This is a genomic window from Paludibacillus litoralis, assembly GCF_037646705.1.
GTDB lineage: Bacteria > Pseudomonadota > Alphaproteobacteria > Rhodobacterales > Rhodobacteraceae > Pikeienuella > Pikeienuella litoralis.
In genome coordinates, this window is sequence record NZ_JBBHER010000003.1 from 297,604 (window position 1) to 320,889 (window position 23,286).

Sequence of the window (23,286 nt, forward strand, 5' to 3'; positions counted from 1 at the left end):
GGGTGGTGGCGCGGCCGGGCCTCAAGGGCGCCGGCCGCGCCTGAAAAATCTTGCGTTGCTTACTGGTTCATCAGCTCGACGACATGGTCCATGGCTTTTTCCGTCGCCTTGAGCTCGTCGTAGTATTCCGGGCCGCTCGTGTGCAGCGTGAGCCCCACCTTCTGCATGTCCGCCGCGAAGTCCGGGTTCGCCCAAACCTTCTGCATTGCGGCCAAGAGCTTCTCCTTGGCTTCGTCGGGAATGCCTTTCGGCGCGCCGAGGCCGTAGGAATGTTCCCACACGATGTCGTAGCCCAGCTCTTTCACGGTCGGGACATCCGGAAACGCCTCCAGACGCTCGGCGCCGAAATACGCGATGTAGTTCATGTCGCCGGCCTGCACGTTGGAGAGCGACTGCTTCACCCAGCTCGAGATGATGTCGACGTGGCCGCCAAGAAGCGCGGCGTTCATCTGCGGCGAACCATCATGCGCGATAACCGGCGCGTCGATGCCGGCGGCTTCCTCCAGCAAGACGACCGGCTGGTGGTGTACGCCCCCGATGTTGGAAACGCCGACCGTCACGTTGCCCGGATTGGCCTTCGCCGTCTCGATGAAGTCTTCGAGGGATTTGATTTCGGAATCGGTCCGGGCGACCAGAATCGGCGATTCGACGGCGAAACTGCCGATGATGTCAAAATCGTCGACCTCGATGCCCTTGGTGCCGAGCGGCTTGTATTTCGGCAGATCGCTGAGCGCGCTGACGAGGGTGTAGCCGTCCGGACGAGCCGCCTTGGCGGTCAGGTAGCCGACGGTGCCGCTGGCGCCGGTGACGTTGCGGACGATGACGGTCTGCCCCAGCTCCTTTTCGAAGTACTTGGTGAAGATGCGGGTGGCCGTATCGGCGCCGCCGCCTGCCGACCACATGATGATCCATTCAATCGGCTTGGTCGGGTATTCCGCCTTGACGACGCCGGCCGGCAGAACAACTGCGGCCGCCAGCGCCGCAGCGGCGGCGAGCTTCGATGCGAATGACTTCATGAGGGACTCCTCTGTTGCTTTCTTCTTTACCGACAGCGTCGCGACAGAAGCTGTCTAAGCCGCAATTTCATCGATGCGGAACGGATTGCGCATCGCACCCTAGGGGCGGGAGTCTGGTTTGACAAGATATTATATCTAATATATTGCTCGTCCCAAGCCACGATGAAAGGGTGCTCACACCCATTTCGCCCTTGCCCGAAAGGATTTTTCCGATGACGGACGGAACGGATATCGGCGCAACGCTACGCGGTCGGCTGGACTATCTGCCCATCGTCGATCGCCCCAGGATCAAGCTGCCGAACGACGCTCGGGTCGCGGTCTGGACCATCGTCAATGTCGAGAACTGGATCCCGACCAGCGCCATGCCGCGCGCCGTTCTGCCGCCCCCCATGGGGCAGCCGATGCTGCCGGACGTCCCCAACTGGTCATGGCACGAGTACGGTATGCGAGTCGGGTTCTGGCGCTATCTGAAGGCGCTGGAGGAGCGCGGCCTGAAGGCGACCTTCGCCGTCAACGGCTCCGCGTGTGAGGTGTACCCGCAGGCCTGCAAGGCCGCGCTTGACGCCGGTTGGGACTTCATCGGCCATGGCTATACGCAGCGCCCCATGCACAAGGTCGACGATCAGAAGAAGGCCATCGCCGACACAATCGAGGCCATCAAGGCCTTCACCGGCAAGGCGCCGCGCGGCTGGGAGAGCCCCGGCCTGACCGAAACCGATCACACCCTCGATCTGCTGGCCGACGCCGGCATAGAATACGTTTGCGACTGGGTGCTGGACGACCTGCCGTCTCGGCTTCGCACCAAAACCGGCAATATCACCGCCATCCCCTATACCGTCGAAATCAACGACGTGGTCATGACCGCCGTACAGGGCCAGCCATCGGACGAGATCTTCCGCCGCGGCAAGGATCACTTCGACTGTCTCTATAAAGAGGGCGCGGATATCCCCCGCGTGATGGCGATTTCGATCCACCCGTTCCTGACCGGCGCGCCGCACCGGATCAAGTATCTGGAGCAGCTCTACGACTACATCCTCGGGCACGAGGGCGTCTGCATGTGGACGGGATCGGAGATCCTGGACTGGTACGCGGACGCGACGAAGAACGAAACGCTAGCGTAAAGAACGGGTATGCCCACGATGAACGAAGTGAAATCCAGGCCGGTTGCGGCGCTCGCTGCGTACTATCCCCTCGAAATCGGCGGCGAAAAGGTCGACGCGCTCTCGGGCAAGACGTTCCCCGTCATCAACCCCGCCACCGGCCAAACGCTCTGTGAGATCGCCGAGGGCGACGCCGCGGATATCGAGGCCGCCGTCGCCGCCGCCGAGAAGGCCGCGCCCGTATGGGGCGGCATGTCGCCGTTGCAGCGTGCTGAAATCCTGAATCGCGCCGCCGCCATCCTGGCGGAACGCATGCCGTCCTTCGTGGAGGTTGAAGTCGCGCAGACCGGTCGCCCGGTCCGCGAGATGAAGGCGCAGCTCGCGCGCATGCCGGAATGGTATTCCTATTTTGGCGCCGTCGCCCGGACGTACGAGAGCAGCGTGCCGCCCTTCGGTGGATCTTACGTCAACTACACGCGGCGCAAACCCATCGGCGTGGTCGGTCTGGTGACGCCGTGGAACCACCCGCTGCTGATCCTCACCAAGAAGGTCGCCCCCGCGCTCGCCGCCGGCAACACCGTCGTGGTGAAACCGAGCGAAATCGCGCCAGTCACGCCGCTGATGCTCGCCGATGTCCTCCGCGACGCAGGCCTGCCGGACGGCGCCTATAACGTGGTGCCCGGCTTCGGCGTCGCCGCGGGCGCGGCGCTCTGCGACCACCCCCGTATCGGCAAGCTCGATCTGACCGGCGGCACCGAAACCGGCCGCAAGGTCGCCGCCATGGCGGGCGAGAAGCTGATCCCGTTCTCGGGCGAGCTTGGCGGCAAGGCGTCGGTCGTCGTCTTCGACGACGTGCCGGAACAGGAAGCTGTCGCCGCTGCGCTGTTCGCCTCGTTCGTGGCCGCCGGCCAGACCTGCGTGCAGGGCGCGCGGCTGTTGGTGCAGCGGAACATCTATGACAAGGTCGTCGAGCTGCTGGTGAAGCGGACTGTGGCGCTACGCGTCGGCGATCCGACCGATCCGCGCACTCAGATGGGGCCGCTGGTCTCCGCCCGGCAGCTCGGCGTTGTCGAGAAGTATGTGGAGATCGGCCGCCAGGAGGGCGCCACCGTCGCCGCCGGCGGCGAACGTCTGACGGACGGCGCCTTCGCCAACGGCTTCTTCCACGCGCCGACGGTGTTTACCGATGTGACCAACGACATGCGGATCGCGCAGGAGGAAATCTTCGGCCCGGTGGTGTGCGTCATGCCCTTCGATGGCGAGGACGAGGCGGTGGCGCTCGCCAACGGCACCCAGTTCGGCCTCGCCGCCAGCGTCTGGTCCAAGAACGTCGCCCGCGCCCACCGGGTCGCAGAACGGATCGACGCCGGCATCGTCTGGATCAACGATCATCACCGCATCGATCCTTCGTCGCCCTGGGGCGGCTTCAAGGACAGCGGCATCGGCAAGGAAAACGGCATCGTCTGCTACGAAGGATACACCAAGCTGCAAAGCGTCGTGGTCAACGTCTCCGACGAGGCGTTCGATTGGTTCGCCGACGACGAAACCGAGAAGCGGTACAGCTGAGATGGCCCGGCCTCGCGTTCTGCTGCTGGCGCTCGGCGGCACCATCTCGATGAAGGGGGCGCCCGGACAGGGGATCGTTCCGACCCTGACCGGCGCCGATCTTGTCGCCGCCGTCCCCGGGCTGGGCGCCGTCGCCGAGATCGAGGCGCGCTCCCCCTATCAGTTGCCCGGAGCGTCCTTGACGCTTTCGCACCTGAACGCGCTCGCGGGCATGATCGACGCGGCGCTTGCCGATGATTTCGCGGGCGTGGTCGTCGTTCAGGGCACCGACACCATCGAGGAGACGGCCTTCGTGCTGGATTGCCTCGTCGGCGGCGTCAAGCCCGTGGTCGTCACCGGCGCGATGCGAGGCCCGGAAGCGGCTGGCGCGGACGGCCCGGCCAACATCCTCGCCGCCGTGACCTACGCCGCCTCGCCCGACATGGATGGGCGCGGCGTGGTCGCGATCCTGAACGACGAAATTCACGCCGCCCGCTACGTCCGCAAGGGGCACACCGGACTCGCCTCGGCGTTCACGTCGTCGCCGCAGGGGCCCATCGGCTTGGTCCTCGAAGGACGCGCGCGAATGCACGCCCGCACAATTCCCATGCCGAAACTTCCGCGATTGCCTGATGGCGACGACCTGCCGGCGGTGGCGCTGGTGACGCTCGGCCTCGGCGACGACGGCCGCATGATCGATGCTGTCCCGGGCTTGGGCTATGCCGGCGCGGTTATCGTCGGCATGGGCGCCGGACATGCGCCCGGCTCACATGCCGCAAAGCTGGCGGCGCTGGCGGAGCGGATGCCCGTCATTCTCGCGACACGTGTCGTCGATGGCCCCGTGTTCACCAAAACCTATGGGTTTCCTGGTTCGGAAACAGACCTTCTCGCCAAAGGGCTGATTCCGTCCGGCTCTCTCGGCCCCGCAAAATCCCGCATCTTCCTGCAGATGCAATTGGCTAGTGGCGCGAGCACGCAGAGCATCAAAGCCTCGTTCTCGACCGTCAATTAGCGCTGTTTTGTCAGTCTGGAGTATAAAAGCGTAGCCGTGTCACCCCATTCCAATGACCTCGGAAAGCTTGGCCATTTGTGGAGCGCGCCCTTACGGCGGGGCATTTCAGGCGGTTTGTTTTAACCATTCCGGAGCGTTTTTCTCCTCGAACTGATTTGGGCGCGGATGTCCCGGCGCCGAATGCGGCGGGCGGCGTTGTAGATGGTGTCGATGAAGGCGGGCGAGTCTGCGGCGGCATCCTCGAAGGTCCGGCGCTCGGCGAGATAGACCGCCTCGACCTTCAGTATTTTCATGCAGCTTTGTGGCTTGGGCGCAGGCGTACGGATCTCCCCGTCGCTTGTTGGACCCGACGTAGCCTTGCCGCCCCTGGCTGCGCCAGTGTCGCGTCGCCGCGTGCTGAGGTCTCTCTTGTCGGTGGGAAGTGACCTGCCATGACCCTCGGGATCGCCCGCCGGTCATCGCCCCTCGGAACGCCGCGCAGTTTGTTCGGGAGAAGGGGGGTGAGACGGGGAAATCGCCCTGCGGAGAGCCAGAAGGGGTGGTCGGTCATGAAAAACTCCCGACATTCGGCAGTTTGAAACACAACTCACCCGCAATGAGAATATTATGTGTGGGTTTGGGGTCTCAGCGGCGGTTGAGGTGAACTGCGCTTGTCGCCGCTCCCGCTCGAACGGACATGGCTTCAACGCCCGCGCCAGCGTCGCCTCCGGGCGCTGCTTGCCGCTCAGGACCGCCCCGACGATGTCCGGCGCGAGCCGTGCAAGGCGCAGGACGCGCGTCATGGAGGACGGCGCGCGCCTTCGCGCTCGGCGCCTTGTCGCTGGCCTGGTTTTGCGCCGCCGCGGATCAGAACTCCCTGGGCGGACTTCATCAGGGCCATCGGTCATATGCGCCGCGACAACAGGCCGGACACATGACCGCCCCTCGCACCGATCGCCAGAAACTCAAATCAATCCTTGCGCAAACGGAGCCGTCCACACATGACGACACCGGCCAGCGGGTTGGCGCTGGCCTGCAAAGGTACAGACACGCTTTTGATCCATGAGACCGAGATCCCGGAAAGGCTGGAATGGAATATGACGCGATCATCCTCGGTGCGGGCGGCGCAGGTCTGATCGCCGCCGCAACGGCTGGCCAGGCCGGCGCCAGGGTGCTTCTCATCGACCACGCGGACAGGCCGGGCAAGAAGATCCTGATCTCGGGCGGCGGCAGGTGTAATTTCACCAACACCGGGACGGGCCCTGAAAACTTCGTGTCCGAGAACGAGCATTTCGCCAAATCGGCGCTGAGCCGATACACTCAGTGGGATTTTCTCGCCCTCGTCGAGCGTCATCGTATCGCATGGCATGAGAAGACGCTGGGTCAATTGTTCTGCGATGGCTCTGCGCGGCAGATCGTGGCCATGCTGCTCGAGGAATGCCGCAAGGGAAGCGTAGAGATCAGGCTTGGCGCCCGCATCGGCGAGATCGAACATGCCGACGGGAGATTCCGACTGGCATGCGGCGCCGCGCGCCAACTCGTGATCGCAACAGGCGGCCCATCCATTCCCAAGATGGGGGCCACCGGCATAGCCTACGCCATCGCTCGGCGCTTCGGTCTCGAGGTCGTCACGCCGCGTCCGGCTCTCGTGCCTCTCGCCCTTGGAGAGGCGGATAGACTCTTCACATCGATCTCGGGCGTGTCCTGTCCCACGGTTGCGACGGTGCGCGACGTCGCCTTCGAGGAGGCGGCGCTCTTCACGCACAGGGGCCTGTCCGGCCCGGCGATTCTCCAAGTCTCATCCTACTGGAGCTCCGGCGAGACGGTCTCACTTTCTGTTCTGACCGATGCAACCGAGAAGCTTCGGGCCGCGAGGCGTGAAACGCCGCGGGCGCATCTGAAGACAGTGCTTGCGCAGCATCTTCCGAACCGCCTCGCGGAGGCGCTCGCGATCCGTATCGGCATCACCAAGGAGCTTGGCAATTTTACGGACGCCGAGCTCGAAACCGCCGCCGGGACATTGACCCGACTGACGTTCCGGCCGACCGGAACCGAAGGTTTCGCTAAGGCGGAAGTGACCGCGGGCGGTGTCTCCACCGCTTCGCTTTCGTCAAAGACAATGGAGGCGCGCAGTGTTCCCGGGCTCTACGCGATCGGTGAAGCTGTCGACGTGACGGGTTGGCTGGGCGGCTACAACTTCCAATGGGCCTGGTCATCTGGCGTCGCCGCCGGTTTGGCCATCGCTGCGCGCCGGATGAACCTGACCGGCGCGGGTGGCGGGTCCGGCGACAGCTCGACTTGATGGTCGCTCCCGGCGCCGCAGGTGCAAATAAAGGCGACAATTTATAAGCGGATATCGGCGTCTATCTGGCAAGGAACGTGATCCAGTCGCCGCCCCGCTTTTGATGGCCTCGGTCGATGATCCCGATGATGCGCGCGTTGTGCGCGATTTCGCTGTCGGACAGGGCGCGATGCGGATGCTCGGGATCCCCCTCGAGCTCACGCCGCCGCCCCGCCAGCTCCTCCACGAACCCGGCCCTGCGCCCGAGCGGCTCGGCGAAAGCTGCGGGCGGCGGTCGCCCTTCACCGTCTTGACGCCGAGCGCCCGGATGATGGTTCGCTCGACCGCGCCCTTCCCGGCGGCGATGAAAGGATCGCCGGGTTATCGAGATACGCGCACGCAAACAGCGCGGCGAGGCGTGCCGGCCGCCAGCCTGCTCAGGTGAAATTCGAGATGTGGCTGAAAAACTCCTCCAGACGACCGGTGCGAGGTTGATCGAAGATCACGTCCGGCGCCTCGTCATACAGGATACGTCCTCCATCCATGAACACCATCCGGTCGGCGACCGCGCGCGCAAAACCCATCTCGTGGGTGACGCAGATCATGGTGATGCCGCTTTCGGCCAGGTCTTTCATGACGTCCAGCACCTCCTTCACCATCTCGGGGTCAAGCGCTGACGTCGGCTCATCGAACAGCAACACTTCGGGTTGCAGACACAGGGCGCGCGCGATGGCGACACGTTGTTGCTGGCCGCCGGAAAGCTCGCTCGGGTATTTGCGGGCCTGGTCCTCGACCCTGACCCTGACCAGGAACTCCATCGCCCACTCGCGCGCCCGCCGTTCGGTCATGCCCCGCGTCATCACGAGGCCGACGGTGCAGTTTTCGATGACGCTCAGATGCGGAAACAGGTTGAACTGCTGAAACACCATGCCGACCTTGCGCCGGATTTGCGGTATGGTGCCAAGCCGATGATCGACCGGCACATCACCGACCATGATCCGGCCGCGCTGGAAATCCTCAAGGCCGTTGATGCAGCGGATCAGCGTCGATTTTCCTGAACCGGACGGGCCGAGAACGACGACGACCTCGCCGCGACGGACGGTGAGATTGACGCCGTCAAGCGCCTGAAACGGGCCGAAATACTTATGCACATCCTCGAACCTGATCGCGGGTTCCCGCGCGGCGGGCTGCGCGCCTGAAGTGATCGCTTCGCTCATCGCCGCGCCTCGCCGGACTTCATGCGCCGCTCGAGCTTCTGACTGTACCAGGAGATTGTGCCGCAGAAGATGAAGTAGATCATCGCGGTGAAGACATAGGCCTCCACGTAGATGCCGAGCCATTCAGGGTCCATGATCGCGGCGTTGGTGGTGCCCAGAAGGTCATGCATGCTGATGATGACGACGAGGGACGTGTCCTTGAACGCCGAGATGAAAATATTGACCAGCGAAGGGATCGTCAGACGAAAGACCTGCGGCAGAATGATCTTCCGCATGCTCTGCCAATAGGACAGGCCGATCGTGTCGGCGGCCTCGTATTGTTCCTTGCCGATCGCCTGCAAACCGCCGCGCAAGACTTCGGCCATATAGGCGGCGAAGAACATGATGAAGGCGATCTGCGCGCGCAGTATCTTCGATATCACCAGTTCTTCGGGCAGGATGATCGGCAGCATCAGCGCCGCCATGAACAGGATGCTGATCAGCGGCACGCCGCGGATCAACTCGATATAGACGATGCAGATCCAGCGCACGACGGGCAATTTCGACTGGCGGCCAAGCGCGAGAAAGATCGACAGGAGCAACGACAGGAAGATGCCGAAGGCGGACAGCATCAGCGTCAGCGGCAGGCCGCTCCAACGGTCGATCTCCACATAGCGGAGACCGAAAAGGCCGCCTGTCATCAGAACGCCGCAGGTTGGAAGGACAACCAGCCAGAGGATGATGAGAGTCCGCCCCGCATGGGGGCGACGCCAGCGACGCCAGTCCGCCGTGAACACCATCGAGCCGAGAAAGATCAACATGGCGAGCAGAGCCCGCCATTGCTCTTCGTAAGGATAACGCCCGAACACGATCAGCCGCACCTTGGCGTTGATGAACGACCAGCAGGCCCCGGACGCCTGCGCGCAGGCCTCCCTGCCGGCGTGCCCCCAGACGCTGTCGAGGATCGCCCACCGGAAAAGCGGCGGCAGAACCATCGCCATCAACGCGCAGATGGCGAGGGTCAGAAAGGCGTTGAGCGGGGAGCCGAACAATCCCTTGAACAGCTTCATCGCCCTTCGACTCGGGCGCAGGCTCTCCCGCGGCGGCTGAGGCGTGGCCTGTTGCTCCGCCACGCTAGCCTCCCTTTGCCATGATGGTGCGGTTATAGACATTCATCAGATAGGAAATGATCAGACTGAGGGTCAGATAGATCGCCATGACAACCGCGATCACCTCGATCGCCTTGCCTGTCTCGCTGATGACGATCGTCGCAACGCGCATGATATCCGGGAAGCCGACGGCCACAGCCAGGGAGCTGTTCTTGACGATGTTCAGATACTGGCTCGCCAGCGGCGGCACGACGACGCGCAGGGCTTGCGGCAGGATGATCAGGCGCATGGTCAGGCTCCCGCGCAGCCCGAGAGCGGCCGCCGCCTCCTTCTGGCCCCGCGAGACCCCGAGGATGCCGCTGCGCACGTTCTCCGCAATGAACGCCGCCGTATAAATCGTCAGGCCAAAGAACACCGCGGTGAATTCAGGTGAAATCGAAGCGCCGCCGCTGAAACCGAAGCCAGCCTGACGCGGCGCTTCAATCGTAGACGTGGCGAGCAACAGCGCCAGAATGGCGGCCGACAGGGCGAACGGCAATCTGCGATCGCGCAGCGCATCGGCCGTCCGTCGCCGCCATTTCGTAATCCGCGCCGACCGGCGCAGCGCCAGCAACAGAACAAGCAGCGCGGTCAGGCCGACTGCGATCCAGAGATATGGCGCATCCATGCGCAATGTCGGGAAATTGACGCCTCGATTGCTGAGGAACAGACCCTCAACCGGCTGCAACGCCTGGCGCGGCGACGGGAGGGAGCGCGAAATCACCGCGTACCAGAACATCATCTGCAGGATGAGAGGGATGTTGCGAACCAGTTCGACATAGCCGCCCGCAAGCGAACGGACCAGGGGGTTCGAGGACAGGCGGGCGACGCCGACCAGCGCCCCGATGATCGTGGCGGCGATGATGCTGACCACCGATACCGAGAGCGTATTGGCGATCCCGGCGTAAAACGCTTCGAGAAAGGTGTCCCCGGCCGTGAAGCCGGTGATGCTTTCCCCGAGCTCGAACGAGGCGGCGCTCCCCAGAAAGCCGAAACCGGTGGTCAGCGAGTTCTTGGCCAGGTTGACGGCGGCGTTGCCGACAAAGAACGACACCGCCGCCGCCAGGAAGATCACGAGCCCGGCCTGTATCAGGAAACCGCGGACCAATGGGCGCCTCCAGAACGGAGGCGCCCGATATTGATCGGAAGACACAGTCATCTAGACGTCCATTTTGCGTTGGCCATCATCCGAAGGAAGCGCCCGCGACCGATGGGCGCCGCCGGCTTGTCAACGCCATGACGGGGCGTAAAGGAGCCCTCCGCGCTCATAAAGATCGTTCATTCCGCGCGCGATCCTGAGGACGGACTCTTCGCCGAGATGCCGGTCGTAAATCTCGCCATAATTGCCGACCGCCCGGATGACGTTCGCCGCCCAGTCATTTGCGAGACCCATCTTCTCGCCAATGTCGCCGTCGACGCCGAGGAAGGTTCTCACCACCGGATCGTTCGATTTGAGCATCTCATCGACATTCCCCTGGGTGATGCCGAGCTCCTCGGCGGTGACGAGCCCGAAATGGGTCCAGCGGATGATGTCGGCCCAGCGATCATCGCCCTCGCGCACCAGCGGCGCCTCATAGGATTTGGCGATCACCTCCGGGAGGATCACATGCGCCTCCGGATCGTTGAAGCGCGAACGCGCGATCGCGAGCGAGGGCGTCTCATGGGACATCGCGTCACAGCGGCCGCTTTCATAGACAGCCTGAACCTGCGACGTCTGCTCGATCGCAATCGGGTTGAACTCCATGTCGTTGGCGCGGAAATAGTCCGCGATGTAACGTTCCGTCACACTGCCGGCCAACACGCAGATCGCCGCGCCGCTCAGGTCCTTGACGCTGTTCACGCCAAGCTTCTTGTGCGCCATGAAGCTCTGACCGGTATAGAAGGTCGGCGGTATGAAATTGACCTTGAGCTGGGTGTCGCGGGAAATCGTATAGGTCACGCTGCGCGAAAGCACGTCGACCTCGCCCGATTGCAGGGCCGTGAACGACTGGTTGAAGGCGATAGGGGTGAATTTGACCTTGTCGCCAGCGCCGAACACCGCCGCCGAGAACGCCCGGCAGTAGTCGGCGTCGAAGCCCGTCCAGGCTCCCTCGTCGTTCAGGGTGGAGAACCCGGGCAGGTTGTCCGAAACGCCGCACTTTATGGTTTGCGCATCCATGACAGTTTCGAGCATATCGGCCTGCGCCGCCATTGGCAGAACCAATGACAGCATCGCGCCTCCCGCGAGGCTTAGAACTCTGGTCTTCATGTCGATCTCCGTTCTTGGCTGAGAGTGTTCGTAACGACTGCGGCTCGGCGCCGTCATGCTCGACATCCACCCGCGCCTTGTCGCGAATGATGAACGCCTCGCATGTCGGCGTGGGCGGCTCGGCGCAGATGACTCGGCGCAATTATCCCCTCGCGAACACCACAAACTTCACCTCCGCGCGCAGCCGCCCGATCCCGATGAGGATGGCTATATGTGATCAAGATAAATATGATCACATATATGATATTCTGACAAGGTGGAAACGCCTCACCGCCCGCGCGCGATGGCGGCAGGGCGCTCCTTCGTCGCGGAAATATCATTAACTATATGTAATAAAATGATTTATTATGGCAGTGCGTCGCTAGATGGCGCGTCGTCTCTTGAGTCGACGATTCATCCTTGCCGATGTCAGTGCTTTGCAGATACATTGTGATCACGAATAACGATAGGAGGTTTTGATGGCTGGCGCCGATACCGACAACGCGCGCAGGCGCGGGTCATCGTCTGACTGCGCCCCGGGCGATATTCCCCGCGTCAGCGCCTTTCCGGCTACCGGCGCGGATTGGGCGTCGCTTGAGCGCGGGCTGAAGAGCTTCAAGGCGCTTGACTATGACTGGCGCGGAGGGCGGCTGCCTTCCTACACCTATTTCTACAGCGACGAGTTGCTGCGCGTTCAGATGGACGCCTACCGGCTCTATTCTGTTGAAAATGGCCTTGGCGAAGGGCGCGCCTTCCCGAGCCTGACGCGTATGCTCGAAGATATCAGCGCAATGCTTCTCGACCTGTTCCATGCGCCCGCCGGCGCCGGCATGACCTTCACATCCGGCGGCACCGAAAGCCTTTTCGAAGCCGTTCGCACCGCGCGCAATCGCCACCGCGCCCGTCGGGCGCTCAACGGAAAGGGCGAGCGGGAGCGGCTCAACGTCGTCGCCCCGGAAAGCGCTCACGCCGGGCTGAACAAGGCTGGCGAGATCATGGATATCGACATTGTCCGCGTCCCCGTCGGGGCGGAGTGGCGCGCCGACGTCAAGCGGATGCTGGAACTGGTCGATGACCGCACAATCATGCTTTTCGCCTCCGCCCCGTGCTACCCTTACGGCGTATTCGACCCGATCCGGGAGTTGGGAGCGGCGGCGGCCAAGCGCGATCTCTGGCTGCATGTCGACGCCTGTTGGGGCGGCTTCATTTCCCCCTTCGCCAAGGAGCTCGGGTATGCGATTCCGCCGTGGGACCTCGGCGTGGAGGGCGTAACCAGTCTCTCCGCCGACATCCACAAGTTCGGCTATGGCGCGAAGGGCGCGTCCGCGCTGGTGTTTTGCGACCAGGATCTGAAGAAACTCGAACGTTTCGAGTTCTCGGGCTGGCCGCGGGGCACTTACGCGACGCCGTCTTTCATGGGCAGCAAGCCGGCGGGAGCAATCGCGGCGGCCTGGGCGGTGATGCGTTTTCTCGGCCGCGAGGGCTATCTGGAAACCACCAAAGCGGCGATGGACGCGACCTGCCAGCTGATCGACGGCATCAACTCGATTCCGGGGTTGCGTTGCCTGGAGCCGAACCGTGAAGCCAACCTCTACGCGTATGCTTCACAGGACCCCGACGTGGATATCATCGCAGTCGCCAACGAATTGCAGAACAGGGGCTGGCTTCCCGGTCAGTTGCGCGAGCCGCTCGCGATCCAGCAAGGGGTCAATCCCGTTCATCTGCCCGCGGCGCCGCAGTATCTGGAGGATGTCGCCGCGGCGGTGAAAATCGTGCGCAGGAGCGGTGAGCGCGGCGTGTTCAACCCCAGGACATACTAGCGGGAAGCGCGCTGAATGATCCGGCCCTGACCCCCCTTTCATAGAGGGGCGAAAACAAGAAAATCTCTTCATCCTTTTTACGATAATGAGACCCCTACGGAGAAAGCAAAATCAAGGTTGAGACCAATGGCCAGATCCAAGCCAGCCGCAAACGAGACTCCGCCTGCAGCGGGCGCGCCTGGCGCAGGCGGGTCCGCGACGGCTCTCGGCTCCCCATTCGCCAGTCTGACTGGCGTGACGCGGCAGTCGCTCAATCAGCAAGTCTATGAATCATTGCATCAGGCGGTGGCCAGCGGCTATTTCGCGCCCGGACAGGCGGTGCCGTTGCGCGCGGTCGCCAACGCGCTTGGCGTGAGCACCATGCCCGTGCGCGAAGCCGTCAAGAGCCTGGTGGCGATTGGAGCGCTCGAGCTGCTGGAAAATCGCCGCGTGCGCGTGCCGCTGGTCACCGCCGAGCGATATCGCGACCTGATTGTCGCTCGCTCTCTGATCGAAGCGGCGACGGCTGACGCGGCCGCCAGAGTCGTAACCGACGCGACGCTGGAGGCGCTTGCCCGCGAGCATGAAGAGATGTGCGAGATTTCGGATCGTCCCCATAATGATGAGAACATCCGCGCTTATCTCGCCCACAATCAGACATTTCATTTCCTGATCTACGACGCGGTCAGTTCACATGCGTTGATCGACGTGATCCAGTCGCTCTGGGTTCGTGCGGGGCCATTCTTTCATATCCTGCACAAGCAAACCTCGGATTGGCGCGGCAATGACAATCACGCGCGCATCCTCAGCGCCATGCAGCGCCATGACCCCGCCGAGGCGAGGGCCGCCGTCCATGCGGACATCGCCGGCGCCGCCGATCACATCGTCGGAGACACCCTGTTCCAGGCGACCGATGATTGACGGGAGCCGAACAGAGCACTCGGAGTCGGCCGTTCCCCGGCTCTCCCCACCCCTGCGCACGCCACAAGAGAGGTCAGTCTGATGAGCCGAAAGATCATGATTAGCTGTGCGGTGACCGGATCCGCGGATTCAACGGGCAAGAACCCGGCGGTGCCGGTGACGCCGCAAGCGATCGCCACATCGGCGATCGACGCGGCCAAAGCCGGAGCTGCGATCGTGCATATTCATGTGCGCGACCCGAAAACCACCGCGCCAAGCATGGATCTGGCGCTCTATCGCGAAGTCACCGAACGCATTCGCGACAGCGGCGTCGACGTGATCATCAACCTGACCACCGGCACGGGCGGCCGCTTTACGCCTGGCGAGACAAATCCGCGGGAGGGCGGCCCCGGCACGACGTTGTCTCTGCCGGATGAGCGGACGCGCCATGTCGAAGCTCTGCGCCCCGAAATCTGCAGCCTCGACATGGGCTCGATGAACATGGGCGATCACGCGTTCCTCAATACGCCCATCCACCTTCGCGCCATGGCCAAGACGATCAGCGACGCTGGCGTGCTTCCGGAGCTTGAGGTGTTCGAGGCCGGCCATGTGCGGCTCGCGCGCCGCATGATCGATGAGGGGGTGATCCGTTCCCCGGCCCTGTTCCAGATCTGTCTCGGCATCCTGTGGTCGCAGCCGGCCAGCACCGAAGCGATGCTGTACATGCGCAATCTGCTGCCGCCGGATTGCGTGTGGTTCGCCTTCGGCATCTCCATGCATCAGTTTCCCATGGTTGCGCAGGCGATCCTGCTCGGCGGCAATGTCCGCGTCGGGCTGGAGGACAATCTATATCTCGCGCGCGGCAAGCTGGCGCCGAGCAACGCGGCGCTGGTCGAAAGGGCGGTGTCCATCATCGACAGTCTCGGCCACAGTCCGGCTACACCGGCCGAGGCGCGCGCCTTGCTGAATATCAGCCGTTAACACCTGGAGGAAGTCATGTCGGACAGCACTACCAACGTCAGCCTGGAATCCGCGCTGCAGGAGGCGCAGGAGACTTTCACCAGCCGGAACCCGAAGAGCGAAACGGCCTACGTCAAGGCCACGAAATCCATGCCTGGCGGCAACACCCGCACCAGCCTGTTCTACACGCCGTTCCCCCTGGCCATGGTGCGCGGCGAAGGCCCGCATCTATGGGATGCGGATGGGCATGAATACACCGACTTCCTCGGCGAATACACGGCCGGCATATTCGGCCATTCCCATCCGGTCATTCGTGCGGCGATCGACAGGACGCTGGACGCCGGCATAAATTACGGCGGGCATGGTCTGCTCGAAGCCGAGTTCGCCGCGACCCTGTGCGAACGTTTCCCGGCCCTCGATCTGGTGCGTTTCACCAATTCCGGAACCGAAGCCAACCTCATGGCGATCAGCACGGCGTTGGCGGTGAACAAGCGCAAGAAGGTGATGGTGTTCAATGGCGGCTACCATGGCGGCGTGTTCACCTTCCACCATGGGCACAACATCATCAACGCGCCGTTCGATTTTGTTATCGCCCGCTACAACGATGTCCACGCGACACGGCAGTTGATCGAGGACAACGCCTCCGCGCTCGGCGTGGTGATCCTCGAGCCGATGCAGGGCGGCGGCGGGTGCATCCCGGCGACACGCGAATTCCTCGAGATGCTGCGCGAAACGACGAAAGCGCATGGCGTCACGCTGATCTTCGACGAGGTGATGACCTCGCGCCTCGGCCCGGGCGGGCTGCAGGGGGAGCATGGCGTCACCCCGGATCTCACCACGCTCGGCAAATATATCGGAGGAGGCATGAGCTTCGGCGCATTCGGCGGCGCGGCAAGCATCATGAGCCATCTCGACCCGCGACAGCCGCACGCCATCTCCCACGCGGGCACCTTTAACAACAATGTGCTCACCATGGCGGCCGGCATGGCGGCGATGACCGAAATCTACACCAGAGATGCGGTCAAGGCGCTGAACGAATTCGGGGAGGACACCCGCGACAAGCTGAACATGCTCGCCAGAAAACATGGCGTTGAGATGAGCTTCACCGGGCTTGGGTCGATGATGAATGTCCACATGACGACAGACAGGATTCATAACGTGGAGGATGCGGCGCGAGGCGATGCGCGCGCGCGCGATCTGTTCTTCTTCGACATGCTCGAGCGCGGCATCTATCTGGCGCGGCGCGGCATGATCAATCTGTCGCTGGTCCACGAACAACGCCACGTCGACTCTCTGCTTGCTGCGGTCGAGGATTTCATCACCATTCGTCGGCCCCTGCTTTCCGGCAAGGCGCGCTGAATGAAGTGGCGCAATCCTAGCGGACCCTGACCCGCCGCCGCCTTGTCATGCGCCCGCGACCGGAACCCGGCGGGCGTTTGCGCCAATCGGCGCGGGGGGTGCGATCGCCGGTCGCGCGGATCTTTCATTTCGCGCTGCGCGGCGCGCGATTGGGCGCGTCTTTCGGCGTTGTCCTGTGGGGACGGCTCTGTCTTCGCACGGGTTGATTTGAGTTTTGGCGATCGTTGCGGGGCGCGGTCATGTGTCCGCCCGGCGCCGTCACGCGGGCCGCGCGGGTCTCCGTTCGGCGAGGGGCCGCAAAGCTTCAGGCTGCGCCGAGGCGTCGCCCCTCGCCGCCATAGGCGGGCCGGTCGGGATGCGATGGGCGTGTTGGGCCGCTCAAGACCTTCGGCGACATCGCATGCGCCGTGGTATGGATCAGTCGAGCGCGGATTCCGCTTGGCGATCGGCGGCGTTGCAGGCGGCGTCGATCGCGGCGCCAAGCCGTTCGACGATCATACCGATATGATCCTCCGTCACGATATACGGGGGCGCGAGCAGGATATGGTCGCCATGGCGGCCGTCGACGGTCCCGCCTGATGGGTAGCAGGCGAGACCGCGGGCGAGAGCCTCCTGCTTGACTCGCGCATGCAGCTTCAACGCGGGATCGAACGGCCTTTTCGTCGTGCGGTCGGCGACCAGCTCGACGCCGCGGAACAGGCCCCGGCCGCGAATGTCTCCGACATGGCGGTGGTTGCCGAGGCGGTTTACAAGCTGGTCGTCGAGCAGGTCTCCCATCTTCCGAACCTGCTCCAGCAGCCCCTCCTCCCTGATGACGCGCTGGACGGCGAGCGCCGCCGCGCAGGCCATCGGATGTGCGAGGTAGGTGTGGCCGTGCTGGAAAGCGCCCGATCCGTCGCGGATCGCATCGACGATCCTGGCCGACGCAAGGGTCGCTCCAATCGGTTGGTAGCCGCCGCCGAGCCCCTTGGCCACGACCTGGATATCCGGGGCGACGCCTTCCTGCTCCCAGGCGTGGAGCGTGCCCGTGCGGCCGATGCCGCACATCACCTCGTCGAGGATCAACAGGGCGCCATGGCGGTCGCAGATCTCGCGGACCGCCCGGAAGTAATTCTCCGGAGCCGGGACGCACCCCGCCGTGGCGCCGACGACCGGCTCGGCGACGAAGGCGGCCACGGTATCGGGTCCGACGCGCTGAAACTCCGCTTCAAGTTCGGCGGCCAGCCGCCGCACGAACGCCCCGTCATCTTCGGTCTCCCGCTTCTCGCGATAGGCGAAGGCTGGCGTCACATGACTGAAGGAATCCGACAACAGCGGAGCGTATGGCGCGCGCCGTCCGGCGTTGCCCCCCACCGCCAGCGCGCCGAGGGTGTTGCCGTGATAGCTCTGCCGGCGGGCGATGAAATGCGAGCGGGCCGGTTGGCCGATCTCGATGAAGTACTGGCGTGCGAGTTTCAGCGCAGCCTCGACGGCTTCCGAGCCGCCGCTGACCAGATAGGCGTACGCAAGTCCCCCCGGCCGATGGCCCACGAGCTCATCGGCCAAGGCTTCGGCCGGTTCCGACGTAAAGAAACTGGTGTGAGCGAACGTCAGCTTGCCGGCCTGCGCGGCCATCGCCGAGAGCACCCGGGGGTGCTGATGGCCAAGGCATGACACCGCGGCTCCGCCGGAGCCGTCCAGGATCTCGCGCCCGTCCGCATCGATCAGCCAGACGTCGCGCCCCCCGACCGCAAGCGGGGGCGCGCCGTGCAGGTTGCGATGCAGAAGATTGCTATGCGGCGATGAGCCCGAACGTTCGGCAGGGCTGATCATCGTGGGGTCTCCTCGTCAGGACGTCGCGGGAACGATGCAAACCATCTCGAACAGGATCTGCGCGGTGAGATAGGCTGTCAGGTGGCTCACGTCATGAACTGGCGAGAGCTCCACCAGGTCCATGGCGACAATGTCCCTGGAGACGGCTGTCAGCGCGCGCAGGGCTTCGACCGCCTCAAAACTCGTCGGGCCGAACGGCTCGGGGCTGCCGATGCCCGGCGCATGCGCGGAGTCAACGAAGTCCATGTCGAAGGTGACATAGATCTTCGATCCCGCAAGACGCGCCAGACGAGCGGCCAGCGACTTGCGTATCGTCGGCGCCATCGCCTTGAGATCGTGGGTGGTGACGCGTTCGATGCCGTGCTGATTGAGGAAGGCGATCTCTCCGGGATGGTAGTGCTTGCGGATGCCGATCTGGATCATCCTGTCGGGAGCGACGATGCCCTCTTCGACCGCGCGCCGGAACACGCTGCCATAATGATAGTCCGCGCCGAACTGCGAGTCGGAGACATCGCAATGCGCATCGAAATGCACCACCGACAGCGGCCCATGCTTGGCGTGCGCCGCGCGCAGCAGCGGAAGCGTGATCGAATGATCGCCGCCGATGGCGACCGGCAGCATCCCGGCCGCGTGCAGTTTGGCGACGCCGGCCTGGATCGCCTGATAAGTGTCGGTGATCGAGAAGGGTGAGACGAGAATATCGCCGCAATCGACAATGCGATGCGCCTCGAACGGCTGGACATCGAGTTCGGCGTTATAGCCGGAAATCCGGAAGCTGCTATCGCGCACGCCGCGCGGGCCAAAGCGCGACCCGCCGGTGCGCGAGCTGCCGCCATCGAACGGCACGCCGACGATCCCGATGGTCGCGTCGGCGGGATCGTCCATCGGCGGCGCCTTGAGGAAAGTCGCAAGCCCACTGAACCGTCGATGATCGTCCGCCTGGATCAGCAGGCCTTCAGTATACCCTCCGGATGCTCCGAGGATGCCCGTCACATAGTTGGGTGGAACCGGTGCAGCTGGGTTGGCCATCGTCATATCTCCATCAGATCATGCATGATTGCGGCCCCAGCTCGTCGCGAGCGGGGTTTTAGGCGGAAGTAGTCTTTTTCGACGACTGGAGCGGTTGGCGCAGCGCCTCGCGGGAGAGATGGCAGGTGATCCAGTGTCCCTCGCTCAATTCCACAAGAGGCGGCGCCTTCTCCTCGCAGATCGCGCCGATCTTGCGCGGGCAGCGATTGTGGAAGCGGCACCCCGTCGTCGCGCCGAAAAGAGGCCCGGCCGCCTCGCGCAGCCTGACGCGCGCGCCTTCCGCAGCATCGTCGCCGATCGTCGGCACCGCGGAGAGCAGCGCCTCGGTATAGGGGTGGTTCGGCCGCGCGAGAACCTTGTCGGTGGGGCCTTCCTCACAGATCGCGCCCGCATACATCACCGCAATGCGGTCCGCGATATGAGCGACCGCCGACAGATCATGCGAAATGAAAAGATAAGAGAGCTTCAACTCCTCGCGCAGATCGGCGAGCAGGTTGAGCACCGTCGCCTGAACCGACACGTCGAGGGAAGAAACCGGCTCGTCGCAAACGATGAATTTCGGCTTGCTCGCCAGCGCCCGCGCGATGCTGACGCGCTGGCGTTCGCCGCCGCTGAGCTGATGCGGAAAGCGTTCAGCGAAATGGCCCGGCAGCCCCACCGATTCCAGAAGCGCCTCGATCCGCGCCCGGCGCTCGGGCTTCGGCACGTCGCCCAGCAGGTCGAGCGAACGACCGATCGTGGCGCCCACCCGTCTTCGAGGGTTGAGCGAGGAGGTCGGATTCTGGAACACGATCTGCACATCGCCACGGAACGCGTGCAGCGCGTCGCCGCGAGCCTCGCTCACGTCCTCCCCATCGAAGACCACTTCACCGATATCGGGTTCAATCAGGCGGATCAGGCAGCGTCCGAGCGTCGATTTCCCGCTGCCGCTTTCCCCCACCAGCCCCAGCACCTCGCCGGGCGCCACCTTCAACGACACGCCGTCGACGGCCCTGACCTCGGGCCGCTCAATGCGGATCATGGCCGGTCCGCCGAGCTTGATGCGGCGCGCGCCCGCAAAGCGTTTGCCAATGTCGCGCGCCTCCATGAGCGGCTCGCCGGCGGGCGCGACATAGGTTTCTCCTACACTCCGCTCCTCTTGACGCGTCGGCAGAGCGTCGGCGCGCCAACAGCGCACCATGCCTTCAGCGAAGGGGAGCAACTGTTGCGGCTCCGTCCGGCATTCCTCGATCGCATGCGGGCAACGCGGATGAAACACGCAGCCGGATGGAGGGTTGCCGGGCTCCGGCAGATGGCCGGGAATCGGTTTGAGCCGCGCCCTCCGCTGCGGACCGATGGAGGGGATCGCCCCGAGCAGCCCTTGCGTATAAGGGTGGCGCGGATGTTTGAGGGTCGCGTCCTTGCGCCCCTCCTCCAGCACGGCGCCCGAATAGAGCACGCAAACGCGATCGCAGAGCTTGTTCACCACACCGAGGTTATGGGTGATGAACAGCATCGCCAGATTGCGCCGCCGCCTCAGTTCATCCAGAAGATCGAGAATTTGCGCTTCGATCGTCACGTCAAGCGCTGTCGTCGGTTCATCCAGAACGATCAGATCCGGCTCGCAGATCAGAGCCGACGCGATGAGCACACGTTGCTGCATGCCGCCGCTCAACTGATGCGGATATGACGACACCAGTTCGGACGGCCGCGGGAGCCCGACCTCGGAAAAGGCCTCGACAACCCGCTCCATCGCGTCGCTTCGGGACATGCCCTGATGCCGCATCAGCGGTTCAGCGGTCTGCTGTCCGACCCGCATCCCCGGATTGAGGGTGCCGAATGGATCCTGGAACACCATGCTCAGGCGATTGCCGCGCAGCGCCCGAAGCTCGGCGGGCGAGGCCTGCGTCAGATCCTTGCCGTCATAGAATATGCCGCCGCCAGTCACCGTCGCCTCGGAGCCGAGCAACCCGAGGACCGACATCGCGACGGTGCTCTTTCCCGACCCCGACTCGCCGACGAGCGCCAGCGCCTCGCCGCGCTCAATGGAAAACGATACGTCGCGCAGCGCCGGAACGTTCCCAGACAGCGACGCATAGGCGACATTCAGGGAGTCGACGCGCAGAAGTGGCGAGGTGCTCATTTCGACCTGCCCGCCTGCAGACGCGGATCAAGCACGACGCGCAGCCCGTCTCCCAGCAGGCTGATGCCGATCACGGTGACGCTCATGGCGAGGCCGGGCGCGATCGCGATCCATGGCGCGGATTCGAGATAGGGCCGCGCGTCGCTGATCATCAGCCCCCAATCCGAACTTGGCGGCTGCGCCCCCATGCCGAGGAAGCTCAACGCCGCGCCGAGCAGGATGGCGAACGTCACACGGAGCCCGGCTTCGACGATCAAGGGCGGCCAGGCGTTCGGCAGGATTTCCCGGAACAGGATATAGAACAGGCCGTCGTCGCGCGCGCGCGCCGCCACGATGAATTCCTCCTGTGCGATCTCCAGCGTGACGCCGCGCGTCAGGCGAACGATCGCCGGCACATAGACGATGCCCACGGCGATCATCGCCTTCCACAGGCTGGGGGGCGTGACCGAGAGGATCAGCAGGCCGAGCAGGATAGGCGGAAACGACATCAGCACGTCCATCGCTCGCATGATGATTTCATCGACCCGGCGGTTGGAATAACCTGCGAGCAGGCCGAGCGGCACGCCGATGGCGAAGCAGATCAAGGTCGCGCCGAACCCCATGAACAGCGACAGGCGCGCGCCGATCAGAGTCCGGCTGAACACGTCTCGTCCGAAATCGTCCGTTCCGAACCAGTGTGCGCCGCTTGGAGGCTTCAGCCGCGTGAGGATGCTCATCTCGTCATACGGATAGGGCGCGATCAGCGGCGCCAGCAGCGCAAGGACCACGATGACGAGCGTGATGGCGAGCCCGACCCAAAGCGCGGCCGGATAGGTGCGCCACCTGGCCCTGGGCCGCGGGGGGGCGGCGACGCTATCCATAGCGGATCTTGGGGTTGAAGAAGGCATAGAGCAGATCGGCCACCAGGTTCGCCGTGCAATAGATGGCGGCGATCACCAGGATGCTGGCCTGAATCATCGGCAAGTCGTGCCGCTCGATCGCAAACATCAGCGCGCGGCCGAGGCCGGGATAGGCGAACACGGTCTCCGTAACGACGACCCCGCCAATCAGCCAGCCGACATCGATCGCCAGCACCGTGATTGTGGGGAGCAACGCGTTCGGCAGCGCATGGCGCAGTATCACGGCGCGTTCGGTCAATCCCTTGGCCTGGGCGTGGCGCACATACTGGCTGCGCATGACGTCGATCATGCTGGAGCGGGTCATACGCGAAACATGCGCGATCAGCGCGAAGGCCAGCGTGACAGCCGGCAGGATGACATGCGGCGCGATCGCCTGGAAACCTCCCGAGTCCGGGATTCCGCCCGCGGGCAGCCATTGCAGCCATCGCGCGAACACCAGGATCAGGATGATGCCCCAGAAGAACTCCGGCACCGAAATGCCGAGGAAGGTGAAAATGGACACGGCGTGATCGAAGGGCTCGTTCTGGCGCACCGCCGAGACGACGCCGAGTCCGATTCCGAGAACCGTCACCAGGACGAAGGCCACGACAGCCAGAAGCGCCGAATTGTAAAGCGCTTCCCAAAGCACCGGCCCGATCGCCCGCTCGAGGATCAGCGAATCGCCGAGATCCCCATGAAGGATGTTCAACGCCCAGCGCCCGTACTGGACGTAGAACGGATCGTTCAGGCCGAGCTTCGCCTCAATCGCCGCAACGGTCTCGGGTGTCGCGAACTGGCCCGCGATCACCTGTGCGACATTGCCCGGCAGCGCCTGCGTGATCGCATAGATCAGCATCGACAATATCACCAGGATCGTCGCAATCGCGACGATCCGTCTGATGATGTAGGTCAACATGAAGGAG

At 63.9% G+C, this 23,286-nt stretch carries 19 protein-coding genes; 8 read left to right on the forward strand and 11 right to left on the reverse strand.

Features of this window, described 5'->3' with window-relative positions; translation table 11 throughout:
* Positions 1 to 59: 59 nt before the first annotated feature.
* Entirely contained in the window at positions 60 to 1,016 is a 957-nt protein-coding gene (locus WG921_RS05845; protein ID WP_340108268.1) for a tripartite tricarboxylate transporter substrate binding protein, read from the reverse strand.
* Between the two features lie 212 nt (positions 1,017 to 1,228).
* Between WG921_RS05845 and WG921_RS05850 the strand changes: the two genes are divergently transcribed.
* From WG921_RS05850 to WG921_RS05865, 4 genes are all read left to right on the forward strand, one after another.
* Complete coding sequence (locus WG921_RS05850) at positions 1,229 to 2,137, forward strand: polysaccharide deacetylase family protein (protein ID WP_340108269.1); 909 nt, start codon at positions 1,229 to 1,231, stop codon at positions 2,135 to 2,137.
* Between the two features lie 9 nt (positions 2,138 to 2,146).
* On the forward strand, positions 2,147 to 3,682 hold the full coding sequence (locus WG921_RS05855) for an aldehyde dehydrogenase (RefSeq protein ID WP_340108270.1): 1,536 nt from the start codon (positions 2,147 to 2,149) through the stop codon (positions 3,680 to 3,682).
* A gap of 1 nt (position 3,683) precedes the next feature.
* A complete protein-coding gene (locus WG921_RS05860) occupies positions 3,684 to 4,673 on the forward strand; it encodes an asparaginase (protein ID WP_340108271.1) in 990 nt (329 codons plus the stop codon).
* A gap of 1,069 nt (positions 4,674 to 5,742) precedes the next feature.
* Positions 5,743 to 6,954: a BaiN/RdsA family NAD(P)/FAD-dependent oxidoreductase gene (locus tag WG921_RS05865; RefSeq protein ID WP_340108272.1), complete on the forward strand. Its 1,212-nt coding sequence runs from the start codon at positions 5,743 to 5,745 to the stop codon at positions 6,952 to 6,954.
* A 61-nt stretch (positions 6,955 to 7,015) separates the two neighbouring features.
* Here the strand turns inward: WG921_RS05865 and WG921_RS05870 are convergent, their stop codons facing one another.
* From WG921_RS05870 to WG921_RS05890, 5 genes are all read right to left on the reverse strand, one after another.
* Complete coding sequence (locus tag WG921_RS05870) at positions 7,016 to 7,180, reverse strand: hypothetical protein (protein ID WP_340108273.1); 165 nt, start codon at positions 7,178 to 7,180, stop codon at positions 7,016 to 7,018.
* A gap of 190 nt (positions 7,181 to 7,370) precedes the next feature.
* Positions 7,371 to 8,150, reverse strand: a complete 780-nt coding sequence (locus WG921_RS05875; protein ID WP_340108274.1) for an amino acid ABC transporter ATP-binding protein — start codon at positions 8,148 to 8,150, stop codon at positions 7,371 to 7,373.
* Complete coding sequence (locus tag WG921_RS05880) at positions 8,147 to 9,262, reverse strand: amino acid ABC transporter permease (protein ID WP_340108275.1); 1,116 nt, start codon at positions 9,260 to 9,262, stop codon at positions 8,147 to 8,149. The genes WG921_RS05875 and WG921_RS05880 overlap by 4 nt, the downstream gene beginning before the upstream one ends.
* 1 nt (position 9,263) lies before the next feature.
* Positions 9,264 to 10,352 carry an amino acid ABC transporter permease gene (locus WG921_RS05885; protein WP_340108276.1) on the reverse strand — a complete coding sequence of 363 codons (1,089 nt, stop codon included), beginning with the start codon at positions 10,350 to 10,352 and terminating at the stop codon, positions 9,264 to 9,266.
* 153 nt (positions 10,353 to 10,505) lie between these two features.
* Positions 10,506 to 11,525 carry an amino acid ABC transporter substrate-binding protein gene (locus WG921_RS05890; RefSeq protein WP_340108277.1) on the reverse strand — a complete coding sequence of 340 codons (1,020 nt, stop codon included), beginning with the start codon at positions 11,523 to 11,525 and terminating at the stop codon, positions 10,506 to 10,508.
* A gap of 458 nt (positions 11,526 to 11,983) precedes the next feature.
* On the opposite strand from WG921_RS05890, the gene WG921_RS05895 reads away from it, so the two are divergent.
* The 4 genes from WG921_RS05895 (at position 11,984) to WG921_RS05910 (ending at position 16,522) form a co-directional block, all read left to right on the forward strand.
* Positions 11,984 to 13,324 carry a pyridoxal phosphate-dependent decarboxylase family protein gene (locus WG921_RS05895; RefSeq protein ID WP_340108278.1) on the forward strand — a complete coding sequence of 447 codons (1,341 nt, stop codon included), beginning with the start codon at positions 11,984 to 11,986 and terminating at the stop codon, positions 13,322 to 13,324.
* Between the two features lie 126 nt (positions 13,325 to 13,450).
* Complete coding sequence (locus tag WG921_RS05900; RefSeq protein WP_340108279.1) at positions 13,451 to 14,224, forward strand: GntR family transcriptional regulator; 774 nt, start codon at positions 13,451 to 13,453, stop codon at positions 14,222 to 14,224.
* Between the two features lie 81 nt (positions 14,225 to 14,305).
* Positions 14,306 to 15,184 (forward strand): beta-keto acid cleavage family enzyme, encoded by an 879-nt coding sequence (locus tag WG921_RS05905; protein ID WP_340108280.1) that lies wholly within the window; start codon positions 14,306 to 14,308, stop codon positions 15,182 to 15,184.
* Between the two features lie 15 nt (positions 15,185 to 15,199).
* Positions 15,200 to 16,522, forward strand: coding sequence for an aspartate aminotransferase family protein (locus WG921_RS05910; RefSeq protein WP_340108281.1), 1,323 nt, complete (start codon positions 15,200 to 15,202; stop codon positions 16,520 to 16,522).
* 417 nt (positions 16,523 to 16,939) lie between these two features.
* Here WG921_RS05910 and WG921_RS05915 read toward each other — a convergent pair whose 3' ends face one another.
* From WG921_RS05915 to WG921_RS05935, 5 genes are read right to left on the reverse strand one after another with little or no spacing between them, the layout of a single operon-like run.
* Complete coding sequence (locus WG921_RS05915; protein WP_340108282.1) at positions 16,940 to 18,334, reverse strand: aspartate aminotransferase family protein; 1,395 nt, start codon at positions 18,332 to 18,334, stop codon at positions 16,940 to 16,942.
* 15 nt (positions 18,335 to 18,349) lie between these two features.
* Positions 18,350 to 19,363, reverse strand: a complete 1,014-nt coding sequence (gene speB, locus WG921_RS05920) for an agmatinase (protein ID WP_340108283.1) — start codon at positions 19,361 to 19,363, stop codon at positions 18,350 to 18,352.
* A 58-nt stretch (positions 19,364 to 19,421) separates the two neighbouring features.
* A complete protein-coding gene (locus WG921_RS05925) occupies positions 19,422 to 21,485 on the reverse strand; it encodes an ABC transporter ATP-binding protein (RefSeq protein WP_340108284.1) in 2,064 nt (687 codons plus the stop codon).
* Positions 21,482 to 22,345, reverse strand: a complete 864-nt coding sequence (locus WG921_RS05930) for an ABC transporter permease (protein ID WP_340108285.1) — start codon at positions 22,343 to 22,345, stop codon at positions 21,482 to 21,484. Before WG921_RS05930 ends, WG921_RS05925 begins: the two co-directional genes overlap by 4 nt.
* The gene (locus tag WG921_RS05935) at positions 22,338 to 23,279 is read right to left on the reverse strand and encodes an ABC transporter permease (protein ID WP_340108286.1); all 942 of its coding nucleotides are present in this window, start codon (positions 23,277 to 23,279) and stop codon (positions 22,338 to 22,340) included. The genes WG921_RS05930 and WG921_RS05935 overlap by 8 nt, the downstream gene beginning before the upstream one ends.
* Between the last annotated feature and the right edge of the window lie 7 nt (positions 23,280 to 23,286).

Excerpts from the sequence above, each read along its gene's own strand:
- WG921_RS05935 (WP_340108286.1), bottom strand. The coding sequence starts at position 23,279 with ATGTTGACCTACATCATCAGACGGATCGTCGCGATTGCGACGATCCTG.
- WG921_RS05855 (WP_340108270.1), top strand. The coding sequence starts at position 2,147 with ATGCCCACGATGAACGAAGTGAAATCCAGGCCGGTTGCGGCGCTCGCT.
- WG921_RS05900 (WP_340108279.1), top strand. The coding sequence starts at position 13,451 with ATGGCCAGATCCAAGCCAGCCGCAAACGAGACTCCGCCTGCAGCGGGC.
- WG921_RS05925 (WP_340108284.1), bottom strand. The coding sequence starts at position 21,485 with ATGAGCACCTCGCCACTTCTGCGCGTCGACTCCCTGAATGTCGCCTAT.
- WG921_RS05890 (WP_340108277.1), bottom strand. The coding sequence starts at position 11,525 with ATGAAGACCAGAGTTCTAAGCCTCGCGGGAGGCGCGATGCTGTCATTG.
- WG921_RS05850 (WP_340108269.1), top strand. The coding sequence starts at position 1,229 with ATGACGGACGGAACGGATATCGGCGCAACGCTACGCGGTCGGCTGGAC.
- speB (WP_340108283.1), bottom strand. The coding sequence starts at position 19,363 with ATGGCCAACCCAGCTGCACCGGTTCCACCCAACTATGTGACGGGCATC.
- WG921_RS05905 (WP_340108280.1), top strand. The coding sequence starts at position 14,306 with ATGAGCCGAAAGATCATGATTAGCTGTGCGGTGACCGGATCCGCGGAT.
- WG921_RS05930 (WP_340108285.1), bottom strand. The coding sequence starts at position 22,345 with ATGGATAGCGTCGCCGCCCCCCCGCGGCCCAGGGCCAGGTGGCGCACC.
- WG921_RS05845 (WP_340108268.1), bottom strand. The coding sequence starts at position 1,016 with ATGAAGTCATTCGCATCGAAGCTCGCCGCCGCTGCGGCGCTGGCGGCC.
- WG921_RS05875 (WP_340108274.1), bottom strand. The coding sequence starts at position 8,150 with ATGAGCGAAGCGATCACTTCAGGCGCGCAGCCCGCCGCGCGGGAACCC.
- WG921_RS05865 (WP_340108272.1), top strand. The coding sequence starts at position 5,743 with ATGGAATATGACGCGATCATCCTCGGTGCGGGCGGCGCAGGTCTGATC.
- WG921_RS05915 (WP_340108282.1), bottom strand. The coding sequence starts at position 18,334 with ATGATCAGCCCTGCCGAACGTTCGGGCTCATCGCCGCATAGCAATCTT.
- WG921_RS05910 (WP_340108281.1), top strand. The coding sequence starts at position 15,200 with ATGTCGGACAGCACTACCAACGTCAGCCTGGAATCCGCGCTGCAGGAG.
- WG921_RS05860 (WP_340108271.1), top strand. The coding sequence starts at position 3,684 with ATGGCCCGGCCTCGCGTTCTGCTGCTGGCGCTCGGCGGCACCATCTCG.
- WG921_RS05895 (WP_340108278.1), top strand. The coding sequence starts at position 11,984 with ATGGCTGGCGCCGATACCGACAACGCGCGCAGGCGCGGGTCATCGTCT.